At 61.0% G+C, this 19,232-nt stretch carries 18 protein-coding genes; 13 read left to right on the top strand and 5 right to left on the bottom strand.

Features of this window, described 5'->3' with window-relative positions; genetic code table 11:
• Positions 1–51: 51 nt before the first annotated feature.
• On the bottom strand, positions 52–1,002 hold the full coding sequence (locus AB1462_RS26420) for a DUF1853 family protein (RefSeq protein WP_259193826.1): 951 nt from the start codon (positions 1,000–1,002) through the stop codon (positions 52–54).
• 146 nt (positions 1,003–1,148) lie between these two features.
• On the opposite strand from AB1462_RS26420, the gene AB1462_RS26425 reads away from it, so the two are divergent.
• The 10 genes from AB1462_RS26425 to AB1462_RS26470 all read left to right on the top strand — a co-directional run bounded on the left by AB1462_RS26425 (position 1,149) and on the right by AB1462_RS26470 (position 10,683).
• Entirely contained in the window at positions 1,149–2,039 is an 891-nt protein-coding gene (locus AB1462_RS26425) for an NAD(+) kinase (RefSeq protein ID WP_003217892.1), read from the top strand.
• Positions 2,039–3,010 carry a metallophosphoesterase gene (locus AB1462_RS26430; protein ID WP_090405284.1) on the top strand — a complete coding sequence of 324 codons (972 nt, stop codon included), beginning with the start codon at positions 2,039–2,041 and terminating at the stop codon, positions 3,008–3,010. The genes AB1462_RS26425 and AB1462_RS26430 overlap by 1 nt, the downstream gene beginning before the upstream one ends.
• Positions 3,007–3,876 (top strand): rhomboid family intramembrane serine protease, encoded by an 870-nt coding sequence (locus AB1462_RS26435; RefSeq protein ID WP_090405282.1) that lies wholly within the window; start codon positions 3,007–3,009, stop codon positions 3,874–3,876. Before AB1462_RS26430 ends, AB1462_RS26435 begins: the two co-directional genes overlap by 4 nt.
• A 14-nt stretch (positions 3,877–3,890) precedes the next feature.
• Positions 3,891–4,151 carry a YeaC family protein gene (locus AB1462_RS26440; protein ID WP_090405280.1) on the top strand — a complete coding sequence of 87 codons (261 nt, stop codon included), beginning with the start codon at positions 3,891–3,893 and terminating at the stop codon, positions 4,149–4,151.
• Positions 4,148–4,978 carry a DUF2797 domain-containing protein gene (locus tag AB1462_RS26445; protein ID WP_090405276.1) on the top strand — a complete coding sequence of 277 codons (831 nt, stop codon included), beginning with the start codon at positions 4,148–4,150 and terminating at the stop codon, positions 4,976–4,978. Before AB1462_RS26440 ends, AB1462_RS26445 begins: the two co-directional genes overlap by 4 nt.
• Positions 4,979–4,991: 13 nt before the next feature.
• Positions 4,992–7,649 carry an aminopeptidase N gene (gene pepN, locus AB1462_RS26450; protein WP_367248348.1) on the top strand — a complete coding sequence of 886 codons (2,658 nt, stop codon included), beginning with the start codon at positions 4,992–4,994 and terminating at the stop codon, positions 7,647–7,649.
• A gap of 144 nt (positions 7,650–7,793) precedes the next feature.
• Positions 7,794–8,510 (top strand): helix-turn-helix transcriptional regulator, encoded by a 717-nt coding sequence (locus AB1462_RS26455; protein ID WP_367248350.1) that lies wholly within the window; start codon positions 7,794–7,796, stop codon positions 8,508–8,510.
• Between the two features lie 51 nt (positions 8,511–8,561).
• Positions 8,562–8,897, top strand: a complete 336-nt coding sequence (locus tag AB1462_RS26460) for a nuclear transport factor 2 family protein (RefSeq protein WP_090405270.1) — start codon at positions 8,562–8,564, stop codon at positions 8,895–8,897.
• A gap of 15 nt (positions 8,898–8,912) precedes the next feature.
• Positions 8,913–10,016 carry a cell division protein ZapE gene (gene zapE, locus AB1462_RS26465; RefSeq protein WP_367248352.1) on the top strand — a complete coding sequence of 368 codons (1,104 nt, stop codon included), beginning with the start codon at positions 8,913–8,915 and terminating at the stop codon, positions 10,014–10,016.
• A 175-nt stretch (positions 10,017–10,191) separates the two neighbouring features.
• On the top strand, positions 10,192–10,683 hold the full coding sequence (locus AB1462_RS26470) for a GNAT family N-acetyltransferase (RefSeq protein WP_090405265.1): 492 nt from the start codon (positions 10,192–10,194) through the stop codon (positions 10,681–10,683).
• Between the two features lie 102 nt (positions 10,684–10,785).
• Here AB1462_RS26470 and AB1462_RS26475 read toward each other — a convergent pair whose 3' ends face one another.
• The 4 genes from AB1462_RS26475 to AB1462_RS26490 all read right to left on the bottom strand — a co-directional run bounded on the left by AB1462_RS26475 (position 10,786) and on the right by AB1462_RS26490 (position 15,563).
• The gene (locus AB1462_RS26475; protein WP_090405263.1) at positions 10,786–10,995 is read right to left on the bottom strand and encodes a hypothetical protein; all 210 of its coding nucleotides are present in this window, start codon (positions 10,993–10,995) and stop codon (positions 10,786–10,788) included.
• A gap of 145 nt (positions 10,996–11,140) precedes the next feature.
• A complete protein-coding gene (locus tag AB1462_RS26480; RefSeq protein ID WP_367248355.1) occupies positions 11,141–13,366 on the bottom strand; it encodes a TonB-dependent siderophore receptor in 2,226 nt (741 codons plus the stop codon).
• Between the two features lie 123 nt (positions 13,367–13,489).
• The gene (locus AB1462_RS26485; RefSeq protein WP_315338504.1) at positions 13,490–15,238 is read right to left on the bottom strand and encodes a phosphoethanolamine transferase CptA; all 1,749 of its coding nucleotides are present in this window, start codon (positions 15,236–15,238) and stop codon (positions 13,490–13,492) included.
• A gap of 160 nt (positions 15,239–15,398) precedes the next feature.
• Positions 15,399–15,563: a DUF6026 family protein gene (locus tag AB1462_RS26490; RefSeq protein WP_222435747.1), complete on the bottom strand. Its 165-nt coding sequence runs from the start codon at positions 15,561–15,563 to the stop codon at positions 15,399–15,401.
• A 244-nt stretch (positions 15,564–15,807) separates the two neighbouring features.
• Between AB1462_RS26490 and gnd the strand changes: the two genes are divergently transcribed.
• The 3 genes from gnd to AB1462_RS26505 are packed head-to-tail and all read left to right on the top strand — an operon-like array spanning position 15,808 to position 19,177.
• The gene (gnd, locus tag AB1462_RS26495; protein WP_259193901.1) at positions 15,808–16,836 is read left to right on the top strand and encodes a phosphogluconate dehydrogenase (NAD(+)-dependent, decarboxylating); all 1,029 of its coding nucleotides are present in this window, start codon (positions 15,808–15,810) and stop codon (positions 16,834–16,836) included.
• Positions 16,833–18,356: a glucose-6-phosphate dehydrogenase gene (zwf, locus tag AB1462_RS26500; RefSeq protein ID WP_090405256.1), complete on the top strand. Its 1,524-nt coding sequence runs from the start codon at positions 16,833–16,835 to the stop codon at positions 18,354–18,356. The genes gnd and zwf overlap by 4 nt, the downstream gene beginning before the upstream one ends.
• Positions 18,353–19,177 carry an HAD family hydrolase gene (locus AB1462_RS26505; protein ID WP_090405253.1) on the top strand — a complete coding sequence of 275 codons (825 nt, stop codon included), beginning with the start codon at positions 18,353–18,355 and terminating at the stop codon, positions 19,175–19,177. Before zwf ends, AB1462_RS26505 begins: the two co-directional genes overlap by 4 nt.
• Positions 19,178–19,232: the final 55 nt, after the last annotated feature.

The raw sequence follows: 19,232 nt of genomic DNA on the forward strand, positions 1-19,232 counted from the left end.
CGGTGTGGGAGGGGGCTTGCCCCCGATGAGGCCCTCAATACACCACACGATCTATCCGCCAGCCCCCGGCACATTCGGCCAAAGATCCGCCACCAGGAACAACCGCTCGGCTTCCTCCCAGTCCTCGCCGTTCTGCAGCATGCGCACGAGCAACTGCGCGGGGGCCATCGGATCAAGGTCTGCCAGCCAGGCCTGCATCTGTTCTTCACTCCACACTTCATCCGCCGGGTAATGCGCCGGCGCCAGCCACGCATGCCGGGGTAACGGTTGCCAGCGGCCTGGCGCGCTGCCGCTGACAAACGCCTGCCAATCCCGTTGATGCAACCAGCGCCCACGCAAATGCTGCGGATGGGCGCCGTGGGGCGATTCGGCCAGTCCAGGCCACGGATAGAGCAAATACCCGCCAAGCCATAGGTGCGCGTCAAACTGCTGAATATCCAGGGCCGCCAACACTTCACGGCTTTCCGCCCGCGCTGAAATCGGCAGTTGATGCTGGGCCAGGTGCGCCAGCTTGCGGTCCAGCCGATCATGGCAGCCTGGGCCCAGCCACTGCGCGGTGTCCTGGCCGTCGCCGTCCTGCGGGCCGAGATAGAGCTTGATCGCCAGTTCCAGGTGGTGCACGCCATCGCGGTCGCGCAGCAGCATGTCCAGCTCGCCCAGGGTGTGCCCGGCGCGGCGGATCGGCAGGTTGGCGGCGAGCAGTTCCACGCCCGGCGCATGCTGCACGGCGAACTGCCACAGACGCTCGTAGTACAAGCCCAGGCGCCGCGTGCGTGACAGGCTCAGCCAATGCTGCAAGACGCGGCTGTCCCGGTCGAGTGCGCGCAGCCAGTGTTCCAGGCGGTCGGGCGCCTGCACCCAGTCGCTGCCCGCCAGCGGGTGGCGCTGTGGCCAGGGCGTCTGCGCGAGCATCGGCGGGGCAAGCATCACCCACGCCAAGTCGCGCACCTCGGGGTGGCGCAGTTGGCGGGGCAGGTTGTGCAAATCCGGGAACACAGTCATGGTCCGAGCATAGCCTTTTAACCGTGGCGCAGGTGGCTGAGAACCGTTGTCATCAAGGCTTCACGGCGACAAAGGATTTTGCCTGACGCGGCCTTTCGCCCATAATCGTTTCTTTTTTGCCACACCCCCAATCCCGCAGGAGCCCCATGGAGCAATTTCGCAATATCGGCATCATCGGTCGCCTGGGCAGTACCCAGGTGTTGGACACCGTCCGCCGGCTGAAAAAATTCCTGCTGGAACGCCACCTGCATGTGATCCTCGAAGACACCATCGCCGAAATCCTCCCCGGCCACGGCCTGCAAACTTCCTCGCGCAAGATGCTCGGCGAAGTCTGCGACATGGTCATCGTGGTCGGCGGCGACGGCAGCCTGCTCGGCGCGGCCCGGGCCCTGGCGCGGCATAACGTGCCGGTGCTGGGGATCAACCGCGGCAGCCTGGGATTTCTCACCGATATTCGCCCCGATGAGCTGGAAGTCGAAGTGGCCAAGGTGCTCGACGGCCATTACCTGGTGGAAAACCGCTTCCTGCTGCAGGCCGAAGTGCGCCGCCACGGCGAAGCCATCGGCCAGGGCGATGCGCTCAATGACGTGGTGCTGCACCCAGGCAAATCCACGCGGATGATCGAATTCGAGCTGTATATCGACGGCCAGTTCGTGTGCAGCCAGAAGGCCGACGGCCTGATCGTCGCCACGCCGACCGGCTCCACCGCCTACGCGCTGTCGGCCGGCGGCCCGATCATGCATCCCAAGCTCGATGCCATTGTGATCGTGCCGATGTACCCCCATATGTTGTCCAGCCGGCCGATTGTGGTCGATGGCAACAGTGAGCTGAAAATCGTGGTGTCCAAAGACATGCAGATCTACCCGCAAGTCTCCTGCGACGGGCAGAACCATTTCACCTGCGCCCCCGGTGACACCATCACCGTGAGCAAGAAAGCACAGAAGTTGCGCTTGATCCACCCGCTGGACCACAACTACTACGAAGTGTGCCGCACCAAGTTGGGCTGGGGCAGCCGCTTGGGGGGTGGAGGCGACTGATGCTCGATCCCGCGCGTAGCTACGACCTGATTGGTGACGTGCACGGTTGCGCTCATACCCTTGAGCACTTGCTCGAGCAGTTGGGCTACCACAAGCAGGCCGGCACCTGGCGCCATCCGTCGCGCATGGCGGTGTTCCTCGGCGACATCATCGACCGTGGCCCACGCATTCGCGAGGCGCTGCATATCGTCCACGACATGGCTGAAGCCGGCCAGGCGCTGTGCATCATGGGTAACCACGAGTTCAATGCCCTGGGCTGGGCCACGCCGGCGCCGCCGGGCAGTGGCAAGCAGTTCGTGCGTGAGCACACCCCACGGCATGAGCGCCTGATCCACGAAACCCTGACCCAGTTCGAGCACCACCCGGCCGACTGGCACGACTTCCTCGGCTGGTTCTACGACATGCCGCTGTTTGTCGACGCCGGGCGTTTCCGCGTAGTGCATGCGTGCTGGGACGACGGCTTTATCCAGCCGCTGCGCGCGACGTTCCCGGATGGCTGCATCGACCAGCACTTCCTGCAGGCCGCCGCCGTGCCCGGCAGTTTTGCCTGCAACGCCTTCGACCGCCTGTTGCGCGGCACCGATATGCGCCTGCCGGACGGCCTGACGCTGACCGGTGGCGATGGCCTGACGCGCTCGTTCTTCCGCACCAAGTTCTGGGAAGACGACCCTAAGACCTACGGCGACATCGTATTCCAGCCCGACGCACTGCCGGAGCCGGTGGCGCGCACGCCATTGTCGCCCCATGAAAAAAACTCCCTGCTGCGCTACGGCGCCGACGAACCCTTGCTGTTCGTCGGCCATTACTGGCGCAGCGGCAAACCGGCACCGATCCGCCCGAACCTGGCGTGCCTGGACTACAGCGCGGTGCTGTATGGCAAGCTGGTGGCGTATCGGCTGGACCAGGAAACCCAACTGGATCCGCGTAAATTCGTATGGGTCGACGTTGAGCGACCCGAGGTGATTGTATGAGTGCCGTGCCTGTATTGCGCTTGCCATTGAGCGTCGACCTGGGCGGCTTCGTGAAGCTGCTGCAACGCATGCAAGTGCCCCATCGCGTCAGCGAGGAAGCCGGCGAGCAGGTGTTGTGGGTTCCCGAGACCATCAGCGACGACGTGCGCGTCTTGTACCAGCGCTTTCCCGCCGGCGATCCGGACCAGCAACTGGATATTCCCGAACAGGCACCCGTCACGCGTCCAGGCTTCGTCCAGCAAGTGCGCCATAGCCCGGTAACGGCGCTGGTGTTGCTGGCGAGCATCATTGTCGGCGCCGTGACCTTGCTCGGTGAAAACCTGCAAGCCATGAGCTGGCTGACCTTCCTGCCGTTCCGGGTGATGGGCGAGTACATCCAGTTCACGCCGTTCGCCGAGATGCTGGCCTCGGGCCAATGGTGGCGGCTGGTCACGCCGATGCTGATCCACTTCGGTATCCTGCACCTGGCCATGAACGGCATGTGGTATTGGGAGCTGGGCCGGCGTATTGAAGTGCGCCAGGGCAGTATCAACCTGCTGGGCCTGACCCTGTTGTTCAGCCTGGTCTCCAACTACGCGCAATATGCGTACGGTGGCCCTGGCCTGTTCGGTGGCTTGTCCGGTGTGCTCTATGGCCTGCTCGGGCATTGCTGGATCTTTCAACTACTCTCGCCCAACCCGGCCTATCGCTTGCCCCGTGGGGTGCTGGTGATGATGCTGGTGTGGCTGGTGCTCTGCCTGTCGGGGCTGGTCTCGATGATCGGTTTCGGCGAAATCGCCAACGCTGCCCATGTCGGCGGCCTGGCCATCGGTTGCCTTACCGGTTTGCTGGGCGGTTTGTATAACCGTCGCAAATCCTCTCTTTGATAAGGAAGAGCCTAATGTCCTCTTTTGCTGAAATGATCGAAAACATCACCCCGGACATCTACGAGAGCCTCAAGCTCGCGGTGGAAATCGGCAAATGGTCCGATGGCCGCAAGCTCACCGCCGAGCAGCGTGAGCTGTCGCTGCAAGCCATGATCGCCTGGGAGATCCAGAACCTGCCGGAAGACCAGCGCACCGGCTACATGGGCCCGCAGGAATGCGAGTCGAAGTCGACCACCGTGCCGAACATCCTGTTCAAGTCGGATGCGCTCCATTGATTGAAATCGGTCGCGGTGCAGTCAGCAAAATGTCGGCGCAACTTGGTGAGCCGACCGTTCAATACGCGTTTCGCCTGGGTGATACCGAGGTGCCGGTCAATCCGTTGATCGGCACCCATGTGCGCCTGGAGTACCTCGGCGCCATCCATTGCAGCCATTGCGGCCGCAAGACCAAGACCAGCTTCAGCCAGGGCTATTGCTACCCGTGCATGACCAAACTGGCCCAGTGTGACCTGTGCATCATGAGCCCCGAGCGTTGCCATTACGACGCCGGCACCTGCCGCGATCCAGGCTGGGGCGAGACATTCTGCATGACCGACCACGTGGTGTACCTGGCCAATTCGTCGGGGATCAAGGTCGGCATTACCCGTGCCACCCAATTGCCGACGCGTTGGCTGGACCAGGGCGCCAGCCAGGCGCTGCCGATCATGCGCGTGGCTACCCGCCAGCAGTCCGGCTTTGTCGAGGATGTGCTGCGCAGCCAAGTGGCGGACAAGACCAATTGGCGTGCGCTGCTCAAGGGCGACGCGGCGGCGGTGGACCTCAAGCAGGTGCGCGACGAGTTGTTCGCCTCTTGTGCCGATGGCCTGCTGCAATTGCAGGAACGCTTTGGCCTGCAGGCCATCCAACCGGTAACCGACATCGAACCGTTGGAAATCCGCTACCCGGTGGAGCAGTATCCGGCCAAGATCGTCAGTTTCAACCTGGACAAGAACCCGATTGCCGAAGGCACGCTGCTGGGGATCAAGGGCCAATACCTGATCTTCGACACCGGCGTTATCAATATTCGTAAGTACACGGCCTACCAGCTCGCCGTGCATCAGTAGAAGGATGCCACCCATGCGCACCGAACAACCGAAGATGATTTACCTGAAGGACTATCAGGCGCCGGACTACCTGATCGAAGAGACGCACCTGACCTTCGAGTTGTTCGAGGACCACAGCCTGGTCCACGCGCAGCTGGTGATGCGCCGTAACCCCGAGCGTGGCGCCGGCCTGCCACCGCTGGTGCTCGACGGCCAGCAGCTGGAGTTGCTGACCGTCAACCTCGGCGACCAGGAACTGACCGAAGCTGACTACCAGTTGACGGACAGCCACCTGACCCTGCACCCGACCCGCGAGACCTTCACGGTCGACACCAGCGTGCGCATCCACCCGGAAACCAACACCGCCCTGGAAGGCCTGTACAAATCCGGCAGTATGTTCTGCACCCAGTGCGAGGCCGAGGGCTTTCGCAAGATCACCTATTACCTCGACCGCCCCGACGTGATGAGTACGTTCACCACCACGGTGATCGCCGAGCAACACCGCTATCCGATCCTGCTCTCCAACGGCAACCCGATCGCCAGCGGTCCTGGCGAAGACGGCCGCCACTGGGCGACCTGGGAAGACCCGTTCAAGAAACCGGCGTACCTGTTCGCCTTGGTGGCCGGTGACCTGTGGTGTGTCGAAGACACCTTCACCACCATGACCAACCGCGAAGTGGCACTGCGCATCTACGTCGAGCCGGAAAATATCGACAAGTGCCAGCACGCTATGACCAGCCTGAAAAAATCCATGCGCTGGGATGAAGAAACCTACGGTCGCGAGTACGACCTCGACATCTTCATGATCGTGGCGGTCAACGATTTCAACATGGGCGCCATGGAGAACAAGGGCCTCAATATCTTCAACTCCAGCGCCGTGCTGGCCCGTGCCGAAACCGCCACCGACGCCGCGCACCAGCGGGTCGAGGCGATCGTCGCCCACGAATACTTCCACAACTGGTCGGGTAACCGCGTGACCTGCCGCGACTGGTTCCAGCTGTCGCTGAAAGAAGGCTTCACCGTGTTCCGTGATTCGGGCTTCTCCGCCGACATGAACTCGGCCACGGTCAAGCGCATCCAGGACGTGGCTTACCTGCGTACCCACCAGTTTGCCGAAGACGCCGGCCCCATGGCCCACGCGGTGCGCCCGGACAGCTTTATCGAGATCTCCAACTTCTACACCCTGACCGTGTACGAAAAGGGCTCGGAAGTGGTCGGCATGATCCATACCTTGCTCGGCGCCGAAGGCTTCCGTAAAGGCAGCGACCTGTACTTCGAACGCCATGACGGCCAGGCCGTGACCTGCGACGACTTCATCAAGGCCATGGAAGACGCCAACGGCGCCGACCTCAGCCAGTTCAAGCGCTGGTACAGCCAGGCCGGCACCCCACGCCTGGCAGTGAGCGAGTCCTACGACGCTGCGGCCAAAACCTACAGCCTGACCTTCCGCCAAAGCTGCCCGGAAACCCCGGACAAAGTTGAAAAGCTGCCGTTCGTGATCCCGGTCGAGCTGGGCCTGCTGGACGGGCAGGGCGCTGGCATTGCCTTGCGCCTCGCCGGTGAAGCGACGGCGGGCACCACGTCCCGCGTGATCTCGGTGACCGAGGCCGAGCAGACCTTCACCTTCGTCGACATCGCCGAACAGCCGCTGCCGTCGCTGCTGCGTGGTTTCTCGGCGCCGGTGAAACTGAGCTTCCCGTACAACCGCGATCAGTTGATGTTCCTTATGCAGCACGACAGCGATGGTTTCAATCGCTGGGATGCGGGCCAGCAGTTGTCGGTGCAGGTGTTGCAGGAACTGATCGTTCAGCATCAGGCGGGCCAGCCGTTGAAGCTGGACCAGCGCCTGATTGATGCCTTGCGTACCGTGTTAAGCGATGAGTCCCTGGATCAGGCCATGGTCGCCGAAATGCTTTCGCTGCCAGGCGAAGCCTACCTGACGGAAATCAGCGAGGTGGCGGATGTGGATGCGATCCACGCCGCCCGTGAGTTTGCGCGCAAGCAACTGGCTGACAACCTGCATGAACCGCTGTGGTTGCGTTACCAGGCCAATCGCGAGTTGTCCAAGCAGACGCCTTATGTCGCTGCGGCCGAGCATTTCGCCCGGCGTGCCTTGCAGAATATTGCGCTGTCGTACCTGATGCTCAGCGGCAAGCCTGAGGTGTTGACGGCCACCCTCGAACAGTTTGACACCAGCGACAACATGACCGAACGCCTGACCGCGCTGGCGGTGCTGGTCAATTCGCCGTTCGAAGCGGAGAAGGCCCAGGCATTGGCGGTGTTTGCCGAGAACTTCAAGGACAACCCGTTGGTCATGGACCAGTGGTTCAGCGTGCAGGCGGGCAGCACATTGCCGGGCGGGCTGGAGCGGGTCAAGGCGTTGATGGAGCACCCGGCGTTCACTCTCAAGAACCCGAACAAGGTGCGTGCGCTGATCGGCGCGTTTGCCGGGCAGAACCTGATCAACTTCCACGCCGCCGACGGTTCGGGCTACCGCTTCCTGGCTGATCTGGTGATCGAGTTGAATGGCTTCAACCCGCAGATCGCTTCGCGCCAGCTGGCGCCGCTGACCCGCTGGCGTAAATACGACAGCGCGCGCCAGGCGTTGATGAAGGCGGAGCTGGAGCGCATTCGTGGCTCGGGTGAGCTGTCGAGCGATGTGTTCGAGGTGGTGAGCAAGAGCCTTGCTTAAGTAAACCACTGCGGTAAAAAAACGGCCTGTTCAGGCCGTTTTTTTTGCCTTTGAGCTTCGGTCGGGGAGCTTTTTTGCTGTTGACGTTTTCTGACAGGAGGCTCTGCTAAGCTGCGGCACTTTTTCTTGTTCGGTGGGATCAACGTGTCACGTACCACTCGTTTACTGACGTTGTTGCAGGCCCTGCGGGGCAAGAAACGCCCGGTGACCGCCGCCGTGCTGGCGGCGCAGTTGGAGGTGTCCGAGCGCACGCTGTACCGCGACATTGCCGAGTTGACCGCCCTGGGCGCGCCGATTTTCGGCGAGGCCGGGGTAGGCTATGTGCTGCGCAGCGGGCTGTTTCTGCCGCCGTTGATGCTCAACGCCGAGGAAACCGAAGCCGTGGTGCTGGGCTTGCGTTATGTGGATCAGCGGGGGGATGACGTGTTGAGCCGGGCGGCTGCCAACGCGCTGGCCAAGATTGCCGATGTACTCGACCCTGCGGCGCAGGAAGCCTTGCGCAACCCAACGCTATTACCCGGCCCGCCAGTGTTCGGCTACCCGGAAAACCGCGTGCCCCTCAATGTGTTCCGCGAGGCCATTCGTAATCAGTCCAAGCTGCATATCGACTACGCCGATGCCAGCCAGACCCAGAGTCAACGCCTGATCTGGCCGCTGGCGCTGGGTTTTCTGAACGAGGTGCGGGTGATTGTGGCCTGGTGTGAGTTGCGCGGTGCCTACCGCACCTTTCGCACCGACCGTGTGGCAAGTGCGCAAGCCCAGGGTGAACGTTATCCGGGGCGGCGCAGTGACTGGTTGCGGGGCTGGCGTAACCTGATGGAACAGAATGAAACCGGGCGGTTTACTCCTGACAAAAACTGACACACCCCTGGCTTAGCATGGTGCTACAACCACCTGAAAAGGAGCTTTGCCATGTCCCAGCCTGAATTGGCCCCCGCCATCGTCGCCTATATCGCGGCGACCAATGCCCGCGACACCTCGGTCATTGCCCATTGTTTTGCTGACGATGCCAATGTGTTCGATGAAGGCCAGCACCAGGTGGGCACCGCCGCCATTGCACGCTGGATGGAAGACACCGGGCGCCGTTACCAGCCGCGGGTTGAAGTGCTCAATGTGCAGCACCGAACCGGCAAGGTGCTGGTCAGCAATGTGGTCTCCGGCAACTTTCCCGGCAGCCCGCTGGAGTTGCGCTACACCTTTCGCCTGAACGCGCAGGGCAAGATTTCACGGTTGGACATCTCCCTGTAGGTCATAATCGCGGGCATGACTTTCGACTCGCCCCTCGCTGCTTACCAACACGCCATCGCCCAGCAGGGCTTCGTTGCCGACGACGCCCAGCGCCGGGCGGTGGATGCCCTGCAAGCCTGTCATTCAGCCTTGCATCAAGGCCGTCCGCCCGTGACGGGTGTTTACCTGTGGGGGCCGGTGGGCCGTGGCAAGACCTGGTTGATGGATCAGTTCTACCAAAGCCTGCGGGTGCCCGCACGGCGTCAGCATTTTCATCACTTCATGGGGTGGGTGCATCAGCGTCTGTTCCAGCTCACCGGCACCCATGACCCGTTGCAGGCGCTGGCCCGGGAGCTGAGCCGGGACGTACGCGTGCTGTGTTTCGACGAATTGTTTGTCAATGACATCGGTGACGCGATCATCCTCGGCCGGCTGTTCCAGGTCATGTTCGAGGAAGGTGTGGTGATGGTCTGCACCTCCAATCAACCGCCGGCCCAGCTGTATGCCGATGGTTTCAATCGGGAGCGCTTCCTGCCGGGCATTGCGGCGATTGAGCAGCATATGCAAGTGGTGGCGGTAGACGGTGGTGAGGACCATCGCTTGCATCCCGGTATTGGCCTGCAGCGCTATTGGGTGAACCAGCCCGAGGCGCTGGCGAACGTGTTCGCACAATTGGCCGAAGGGCAAGCGGTGAGTCGTGGCCCGGTCACCGTTGGCCATCGCTCCATTGTTTCCGTGCAGGCCAGTGAAACCGTGCTTTGGTGCCGTTATGCCGACCTGTGCGAACAACCTCTGGCGGCTATGGATTTCATGCTGCTGTGCGATCGTTTCAAGGTGATCCTGCTGGGCGAGGTGCCCAACCTGAGTGCGCAAAAGCGTCCGGGCCGGATCGCCCGCGGCACCGAGGACGGGGCCGAGCGGGTGGTGGCCGGTGATCGCGAACTGCCGCAGCTGTCGGTGCACGACGACAGTGTGCGTCGGTTCATCGCCCTGGTGGACGAGTGCTACGACCGCAAGGTGCCGTTGTTTATCGAGGCCCAGGTGCCGCTGGAGCGCCTGTATACCGACGGCTACCTGGAGTTTCCTTTCCGTCGCACCCTGAGTCGGTTGCAAGAAATGCAGCTGCAGCGTTTCGGCTGAGGCCTGTACGAAAAAAAGCTCGTAATTGACAATTTGCGTTTTTTTCAGCGCCATAGCTTTCGCGTTTTCTTGCGCACATTTGTAGTTAATCTCCTTCATCTGGTGCTGACTACACGCTTACAATCGTGCCCCTCAAAGGGAACAGGTTCCCTTGTAGTCGTGATCGAGGACGGAAATGGACACCCCAGATATCCTGGTGCTGCAAGCCAGCTACACCAATCCCGTACATGCCCAAGCCATTGGCCGCGTGCTTAACCATTACGCTGAAGACCCGATGGGCGGCGGCCATAGCCTGTCCGCCGATCTGCTCGAGCAACTGCCGGCCGAGTTGGCCAAGCGCGCCCATGCCTTCAGTGTGCTGGCGTTTGTCGGCGGTGAGCCGGCGGGTCTGGTGAATTGCTTTGAAGGGTTTTCCACCTTTGCCTGCCGACCCTTGGTCAACGTTCACGACGTGGTGGTGATGCATGCGTTTCGCGGCTTGGGGCTGAGCCAGAAAATGCTGCTGAAGGTCGAGGAGATTGCCCGTCAGCGTGGTTGCTGCAAGATCACCCTGGAAGTGCTTGAGGGCAATGCCGTCGCCCAGTCGGCGTATCGCAAGTTTGGTTTTGATGATTCGAAGTTTGATCCCGCCCATGGACGCATGTTGTTCTGGAACAAGCCGCTTTAATAAATAGCGGGCGAAAAAAAGGGCGCCATTAAAGGGCGCCCAATAAACCTCTGCCAATCGAGCGGAATGGCCCAGGGTATTGCGGATTAACTAAAGATTAAATTAACTCTTGGGTTGTTCCTGTTCGGTAGTGTTGGTCTTCGGTGTCTTGCCGTCGGCGAGCGCTGTTTGTTCAGCCGTGCCGTGAAGCTTCTGCTGCATGAAGGTAAAGTTGTTGTAGAACTCCTTCGAGCGCTCCGCGCCACCTTCTGCAAACGCGGCGGCGGAGCTCAGGGTCATCAGGCTGGCAAGCATCAAAGTCGAGAGTTTCATCGGGGTATTCTCATTAAGTGTGATCGGTTATCTGCTCTGTCCTTGATCAGATTCATGGGGGCGATTCTGGTGCGATCTTATTAAGTGGGAATTAACGCGAGAAACATCCGAAGTTAACGATTTTGTTAACTTCGGGTAGACGCCTTTAAAGCTTCCAGTCCACGGCCAGCGTAATGGCGCGTGGGTCGCCCCAATACACGCCGTTATAAAAGCCGACGCGCTCGTAATACTTTTTATCAAATAGATTATTGACGTTAAGCGACGCTGAGACGTGCTCGTCGAATTGATAGCGGGACATCAGGTTGACCACGGTATACGCCTGTTGCGTGATCTTCGCCCGTTCGGTCACCCGCGTGTTGCCGACGCGGGCCCCTGTGGGTCGATCGCTCCAATCGTAAATGTCGCTCTGCCAGTTCACCGCGCCGCCGACGGTGAGGTTGCGCCACGCACCCGGCAACCGGAAGGCGCTGGACACCTTCAGCAGGTTCAGCGGCTGCCCGGTGTTGTTGCGTTTACCCGAACCGTTCACCGAATGGGTGTAGGTGTAGCCGGCCGTCAGGTTCCAATCGGGCATGATTTCCCCGGCAGCTTCCAATTCGAAACCGTTGACCTTGTTACCTTTGCCGCCGGACTTGTAGTACTCCTCGCCGGTGGTCGGGTTCGGCGCTACCGAGTCGTCCCGCTCTGCGACGTTGTCCTGGGTGCTCCAGAAATACGCCGCCGCCAGGTTCAAGCGCTCGTCCAGCAGGCTCCCCTTGAGGCCGACCTCATAGTTGCTGCCCACCACGGGCTCAAGGTACTTCTTGCTGGCATCCTTGAGGCTTTGTGGCTTGAAGATGTCGGTGTAGCTCGCGTAGACGGTGTACTCCGGCGTCAGGTCGTAGAGCAGGCCGGCGTAGGGCGTCCACATATCATTGTGGGTCTGGCTGGTTTTGCCGGCGGCGGTAAGCTGGTCGTTGGCATCGTATTGGGGCGCCGCGCTTTTCAGCTCCCAACTGCCATAGCGGCTGCCCAGCACCGCGTGCAAGCGGTCGGTGAGGCTCAGTCGCGTGGCCAGGTAGCCGGCCTTTTGTTGCTTGCTGCTGTGTTCGCCCTTGAGGTCGGTGACGGTGTCGCCGAACTTGGCGATCCCGCCCATGTATTTCCAATCGTCGATGGTGTAGTAGCCGGCAGGTATGTTGCTGCGCATCACGGGGGAGACGTCCCGCTGCGTGGCCTCGCCGTAGCCCATCATCAGTGCATGTTCGCGGCCCAGCAACGCATAGCTGCCGGCGAGGTTGAGGTCGACCGCTTCCATCCTGGAGGTGCCACCCATATGGCTCGCCCAGGCAGTCATGCCGCTGCGATCATCGTTGGGGAAGCCCGCGCCGCCGTAGTACACCTTGCCATCCGTGTCGCTCTGGCGATGGGTGTAGGCGGCCTTCACGTGCCAGTCGCCGCCGAGCCGATGGTCGAGGGTCGCGAAGGTGGTCTTGTCCGTCAGCGGCCAGGAACTCCAGTGCGCCGCCATATTGGTGGAGCGCGACAACCCGGCCTTGCCGCCCTGGCTGTTCCAGTACGGCACGGTGCCCCAAGAGGTGCCTTGGACCTGCTTGTCCTGGTAATCGAAACCTACAGCCAGCACGGTGTCGTCTGAAAGATCGCCTTCCAGAATGCCGTAGCCGACCGCCCGCTGCAGGCCGTAGTTGTCGCGGAACGATTGGCTGTCACGGTAAGCCAGCACCGTGCGCCCGCGCAGCTTGCCGTCGAATGCCAATGGGCCGCCCACGTCCACGTAGCTGTAGTAATTGTCATGGCTGCCGGCACTGACGCCGGTTTTCGCCTGCCATTGGGCCGTCGGGCGCTTGCGCACCATATTGATCGTGGCCGAGGGATCGCCGGCGCCGGTGGTCAAGCCCGTGGCGCCGCGTACCACCTCGATGTGGTCATAGATGATGGTATCGGCGTCGGACTTCATGTAGCCGAAGGTATTGAGCATCCCGTCAATCTGGAAATTGGTGATGCCGTAGCCACGGGAGGAATAGGACACACGGTCGGAATCGTTATGCTGGACGTTGATCCCGGTGGTCTGGCGCAGCACGTCGGTCAATGTATTGAGATTGAAATCATCCATCTGCTGGCGAGTGATCACCGAGATCGATTGTGGGGTTTCCTTGACCGACAGGTTCAGGCGGGTGGCGGTGCTCATCGAGCCCGTGGTGTAGGCCCCGGTGTGTTCGGTGGTGGCACCCAGGCCTTCGGCGGAGATGTTGGTCGCGCCGAGTTCGAACGGAGTGTGTTCGGGGTCGGTTTCAGCCAGCAGGTGCGGGCTCAACGCGGCGCTGCACAGGCCGAGTGTGAGGGTCATGGAGCGGGTAAAAGGCGCGAGCATCGCGGAAGACTCCTTGTCGTCTTTGCGGCCACCCCGGAACGGGAAGGCCTTGGCTCAAAGACGAAAGGAGCGAGGGAACTTTAGGTTTAAACGAGAATGATTGTTATCTTTCTGTTACAAACCTTATTTTTCCTGAAGGACCACATCGGCCGGATTAACCTTTTTTGGCTTGATCAAGCTGAAGTCAATCAAGGCCTTTTGCGGGCGCAGGTAGGGGTTGCCGATCATCAGCGGGCGCGGCGTGAAGTTGTCGCTCACGACGCTTTTGCTGCGGTCCAGCTCATTGAAACTGAGCCCCGCCAGGTCGGCCCAGGTGTGGATCAATTGCGAGCTGCTGTATGGGCGTTGCAAGTCGCCGGCAAATTTCCAGTCGTGGGTTTCACGCCACTTCGGCGAGGCATAGGCCATGAACGGAATGGTGTACATCGGCGCCGTCGGCTTGCCTTCGTTGCGCCCCAGGGTGGCGTGGCCGGCGGAATCGAATACGTCTTCGCCGTGGTCCGACAGGTACAGCAGGAAGCCGTTGGGATCGGTCTTGGCGTAATCCTTGATCAGGCTCGACACCACGAAATCGTTGTACAGCACCGCATTGTCATAGCTGTTGTAGAGGGGCAGCTGATCGTCGCTGATACCGGCAGGCACGCCCTGGCGATCGGTGAATTTATCGAAGGTCGGCGGGTAGCGGTACTGGTAGCTCATGTGGGTGCCGAGCAGGTGCACCACGATGAACTTGCGCTCGGCCGGATCGGCCAGGGCCTTGGAGAACGGCTCCAGCACATCGCCGTCGTATTGGCGCGCGTTCTGGTTGCGGTTGTTGTTCAGGTACACCTGCGCGTCGGCCTGTTCGGAAAAGGTCGTGAGCATGGTGTTGCGCTTGGTCATGGTCTGCTGGTTGGTGATCCAGTAGGTCTTGTACCCGGCCTGTTTCATCACGCTGACAATCGACGGTGTCTTGAGGTAGAGATCGGGGTTCTCCTCGTCGGCGAACGTCAGTACCTGTTGCAGGGCTTCGATGGTGTAGGGGCGCGGGGTGATGACATTGTCGAACACCGCCAGTTGGTCGCGCAGCTTGTCCAGCTCCGGCGTGGTGTTGCGCGGGTAGCCATAGAGGCTCATGCGCTGACGGTTGGTCGACTCACCGATCACCAGCACCAGGGTCGAAGGCTGGCCGGCCATGGTGTCCTTGAGGTTGGTCAAGGGTGGGATCTGATTGGCGCTGTCGAGCATGCCTTGCATGTTGTCCAGCTGCTCGGTGTAGCGGCGGTAGGCAACGATCATCTGCCATGGCACGGCCGGTTCGATGCGCGATTCGAAGCGGTCGATGGCGTCGTCCAGGGTATCGCTGCGGGCGATCTGCTTGACCAGCGGGTAGCCGATGATGGCCACCAGGATCGTTGTTGCCGCCAGCAAGGCCTGGCCGCGCGGCAAATACACCGGGCGTACCCGGGTCCACAGGAAAATAGCCACGGCGGTGTGGGCAATGAACGCCAGCACGATCCACCAGGCGAAGTATTGGGTGGCGTACTCGCCGGCTTCAGAGATGTTCGACTCGAACATGATGAAGATGACGCTTTGGGAAAATTCCTGCTGGTAGATGAAGAAGTAACCCAGGCTGGCCATGGAACACGCCCACAGCACCACGCCGATCAGGGCGGCCAGCAAGCGCGTACGGCGGGGGAATAGCAGCAGCGGCGCGAGCCATATCGCGCTCATGAAGAAGGCTTGGCGAAAACCACTGAAGCCGGAAGTGCCGCTGAGTTGGATCAGCAGTTGGGTAATGCCGGAGAAGTACCAGAAAAACACGAATAGCCAGCCAAGACCGGCCCAATCAAAGCCTTTCGCAGACTTAGTGCTGCGTTCGAACATCGCCATCCAGCGCTCCAACCCGGTAATTTGTCAGTCGACGCGCAGTGCTGCACGCAACATGGGCCACCTTTGCATGGGATGGCCCTTGGGGGCGGGAGTATCGGGAGGGGCGTGTGAAAACTTTGTGAGTTTTTTGTAGCCTTTGCCTTACAAACCGATGACAGGCTCAGCAGAGCGCAGGCTGTGCGCCGGAAGGCTGGTCCAGTTGGGCTTGAACGATATGAGCACGCAGGCGCATGACCTCCTGCTGCAACTGATCGCGTTCGTCTTTCAACTGGCGCAACTCATCACGACGGAGCGTGACGTAGAGGGTCTGTGGAGGACGGGTCATCATCTGTGCTGTGCTCATTGCTTACCTCGCAAATAGCCGGTATGTCGCGGTGTGCCAGAACGCTTGAGTCGAGGTTCTCGGCAACAGTCAGAGCAATTCTGAATTCTTTTTCACGGCAAGGGAACTTTTTTATTTTTGGTGGTCGTGTGACTTTCGCTGCGGTGATGGTGAAATGATGGCAAATTTTTTGTCATGAAACTACCTGGATCGGCCTCTGACTAACCCTCATTAGCCTCATTGCGCTATAAACTATGTCACACATTTATTTAGTAGTTGGGAGCATCAGCACATGCAACTGGGGATTATCGGACTAGGCCGCATGGGCGGGAATATTGCGCGGCGCCTGATGCTCAATGGGCATGCCACCGTTGTTTACGACCGTAACGAAGCATTTGTCAAAGGTTTGAGCGAAGAGGGCGCCACCGGGGTTGCCGACCTGAAGGCCCTGGTGGCCGGGCTGCAGAAACCGCGGGCTGTCTGGGTGATGTTGCCGGCAGGCGATCCCACCGAAAACACCATCAATGAACTCAGTGAGCTGCTGGAAGACGGTGACGTGATCATCGACGGCGGCAACACCAACTATAAGGATGACGTGCGTCGCGGCAAGGCCCTGGCGCAAAAGGGCCTGCACTATGTCGACGTCGGTACCTCCGGCGGCGTCTGGGGCCTGGAACGTGGCTACTGCATGATGATCGGCGGCGACACAGAGACCGTGCAGCGCCTCGACCCGATCTTCGCCAGCCTGGCACCGGGCCTGGGTAACATCCCGCGCACCAAGGACCGTTCCGCTTCGGCGGACAAGCGTGCCGAGCAGGGCTACATCCACGCCGGCCCGGCGGGCTCCGGGCATTTCGTCAAGATGATCCACAACGGCATCGAGTACGGGATGATGCAGGCGTTTGCCGAAGGTTTTGACATCCTCAAGACCAAGAACTCGGAAAACCTGCCCGAAGACCAGCGCTTCGACCTCAACGTTGCCGATATCGCCGAAGTCTGGCGCCGTGGCAGCGTGGTCTCGTCCTGGCTGCTCGACCTGACCGCCGACGCCCTGGCCACCGACCCTAAGCTGGACGGTTACTCCGGCTCCGTGGCCGACAGTGGCGAAGGCCGCTGGACCATTGAAGCCGCCATGGAACAAGCCGTGCCGGTGCCGGTACTGTCCACTTCGTTGTTTGCGCGGTTCCGCTCGCGCCAGCAGAGCACCTACGGTGACAAGATGCTGTCTGCCATGCGCTTTGGCTTTGGCGGCCACGTGGAGACTGCCAAAAAATGACCGCCAACGGCAAAAAACTCAAGGCCGAACCTGCTCCACCCACCACCCTGTTTCTGTTTGGCGCCCATGGCGACCTGGTCAAGCGTCTGCTCATGCCGGCGCTGTACAACCTCAGTCGTGATGGCTTGCTGGGCGATGGCTTGCGCATTGTTGGCGTTGATCACAACGCCATCAGCGATGCCGACTTCGCCAAGAAGCTCGAGGACTTTATCCGCACCGAGGCCGCGAGCAAGGTCAAGGGCAATGCGGATAACGCCCTCGATCCGGCATTGTGGGCGCAACTGGCCAAAGGCATCAGCTACGTCGAGGGCGACTTCCTCGACGACAGCACTTACGCCGACATCGGCAAGAAGATCGCTGACAGCGGCACCGGCAACGCGGTGTTCTACCTGGCCACCGCACCGCGCTTCTTCAGTGACGTGGTGCAGCGCCTGGGCAGTGCCGGCCTGCTGACGGAAACGGATGACAGTTTCCGTCGCGTGGTGATCGAAAAGCCCTTCGGCTCCGACCTGGCCACCGCCGAAGCGTTGAACGCCAGCCTGCTCAAGGTGATGAGCGAGAAGCAGATCTATCGCATCGACCATTACCTGGGTAAGGAAACGGTGCAGAACATCCTCATCAGCCGTTTCTCCAACGTGCTGTTCGAAGCGTTCTGGAACAACCATTACATCGACCACGTGCAAATCACCGCCGCCGAAACCGTCGGCGTGGAGACACGGGGCAATTTCTTCGAAAAAACCGGCACCCTGCGCGACATGGTGCCTAACCACCTGTTCCAGTTGCTGGCGATGGTGGCCATGGAACCCCCGGCCGCCTTTGGTGCCGATGCGGTGCGCGGTGAAAAGGCCAAGGTGATCGGCGCGGTACGCCCGTGGTCCCTGGAAGACGCGCGAGCGAACTCGGTGCGCGGGCAATACACCGCCGGCGAAATCGCCGGCAAGCAACTGCCCGGCTACCGTGAAGAAGCCAACGTCGCTGCCGACAGCAGTACCGAGACTTTCGTCGCCCTCAAGGTGATGATCGACAACTGGCGCTGGGTCGGCGTGCCGTTCTACCTGCGCACCGGCAAGCGCATGAGCGTGCGCGACACCGAGATCGTGATCTGCTTCAAGCCGGCGCCCTATGCGCAGTTCCGTGACACCGAGGTCGATGAGCTCAAGCCCACTTACCTGAAGATCCAGATCCAGCCCAATGAAGGCATGTGGTTCGACCTGCTGGCGAAAAAGCCCGGGCCGACCCTCGATATGGCGAACATCCAGTTAGGCTTTGCCTACAAGGACTTCTTCGAGACGCAGCCGTCGACCGGGTACGAAACCCTGATCTACGACTGCATGACCGGCGACCAGACCTTGTTCCAGCGCGCCGACAACATCGAGAACGGCTGGCGTGCGGTGCAACCGTTCCTCGATGCGTGGAAGGAAGACGACGGGATCCAGACCTATAAGGCCGGTGAAGACGGGCCGGCGGCGGCTGATGTGTTGCTGGCGCGTGATGGCCGCACCTGGCACTCGCTCGGATGAGTGATGCAGCGATTCATCCCATCCGTTTTATCCTCAGCGACGTGGATGGCACGTTGCTGCATCCGGATCACAGTCTCAGCCAACGCACCGCCGATGCGGTGATCGCCCTGCGTGAGGCCGGGGTGTTTTTCAGCCTGGCCAGCGGGCGACCGCCCAAGGCCATGCTGCATCTGATCGAGACATTCGGGATCGATGTGCCGGTGGCGGGCTTCAACGGCGGCACCTTGATCAACCCGGATGGCAGCATCCTGGTTGCCCACCACCTGCCGGCAGAGGCGGCGCTGGTGACCTTGGCGCTGTTCTCGGCTGAGCCGGATGTGGAAGTGTGGGTGTTTGCCGACGGTGACTGGCTGCGCCGCGGCCCGCCAGGGCCGGTGGAACCGCGCGAAACCCATGGCCTTGGGTATGGGCCGGTGGTGGTGGAGAGTTTCGAGCCCTACCTGGATCGTGTCGACAAGATCGTCGCTGCGAGCAACAACACCCAATTGCTGGTGGCGTTGGAAGCGCAATTGCAGCCCACGGTACAGGGCTTGGCCCAGGTGTCGCGTTCGCAGCCGATTTATCTGGATGTGACGGCCATGTTGGCCAACAAGGGCGAGGCGTTGAAGACCCTGGCGGCGCACCTTGGGGTGCCGCTGGAACAGGCGGCGGCCATTGGTGATGGAGGGAATGATCCGGCGATGTTTCAGGTGGCGGGGTTGTCGATTGCCATGGGGCAGGCGGAAGAAGCCGTCAAGCGCCAGGCCAGTGTCGTTACCGGCAGCAATGTCGAGGACGGCGCTGCCGAAGCAATCGAGCGGTTTATTCTCGCAGCGCGATAAGCGTCCTAAGTTGCTTGCGCAACTTCCGATCACTGTTTGGCAGTGATCGGAAGTT

It is taken from the genome of Pseudomonas sp. SB113 (assembly GCF_040754745.1).
GTDB lineage: Bacteria > Pseudomonadota > Gammaproteobacteria > Pseudomonadales > Pseudomonadaceae > Aquipseudomonas > Aquipseudomonas grimontii.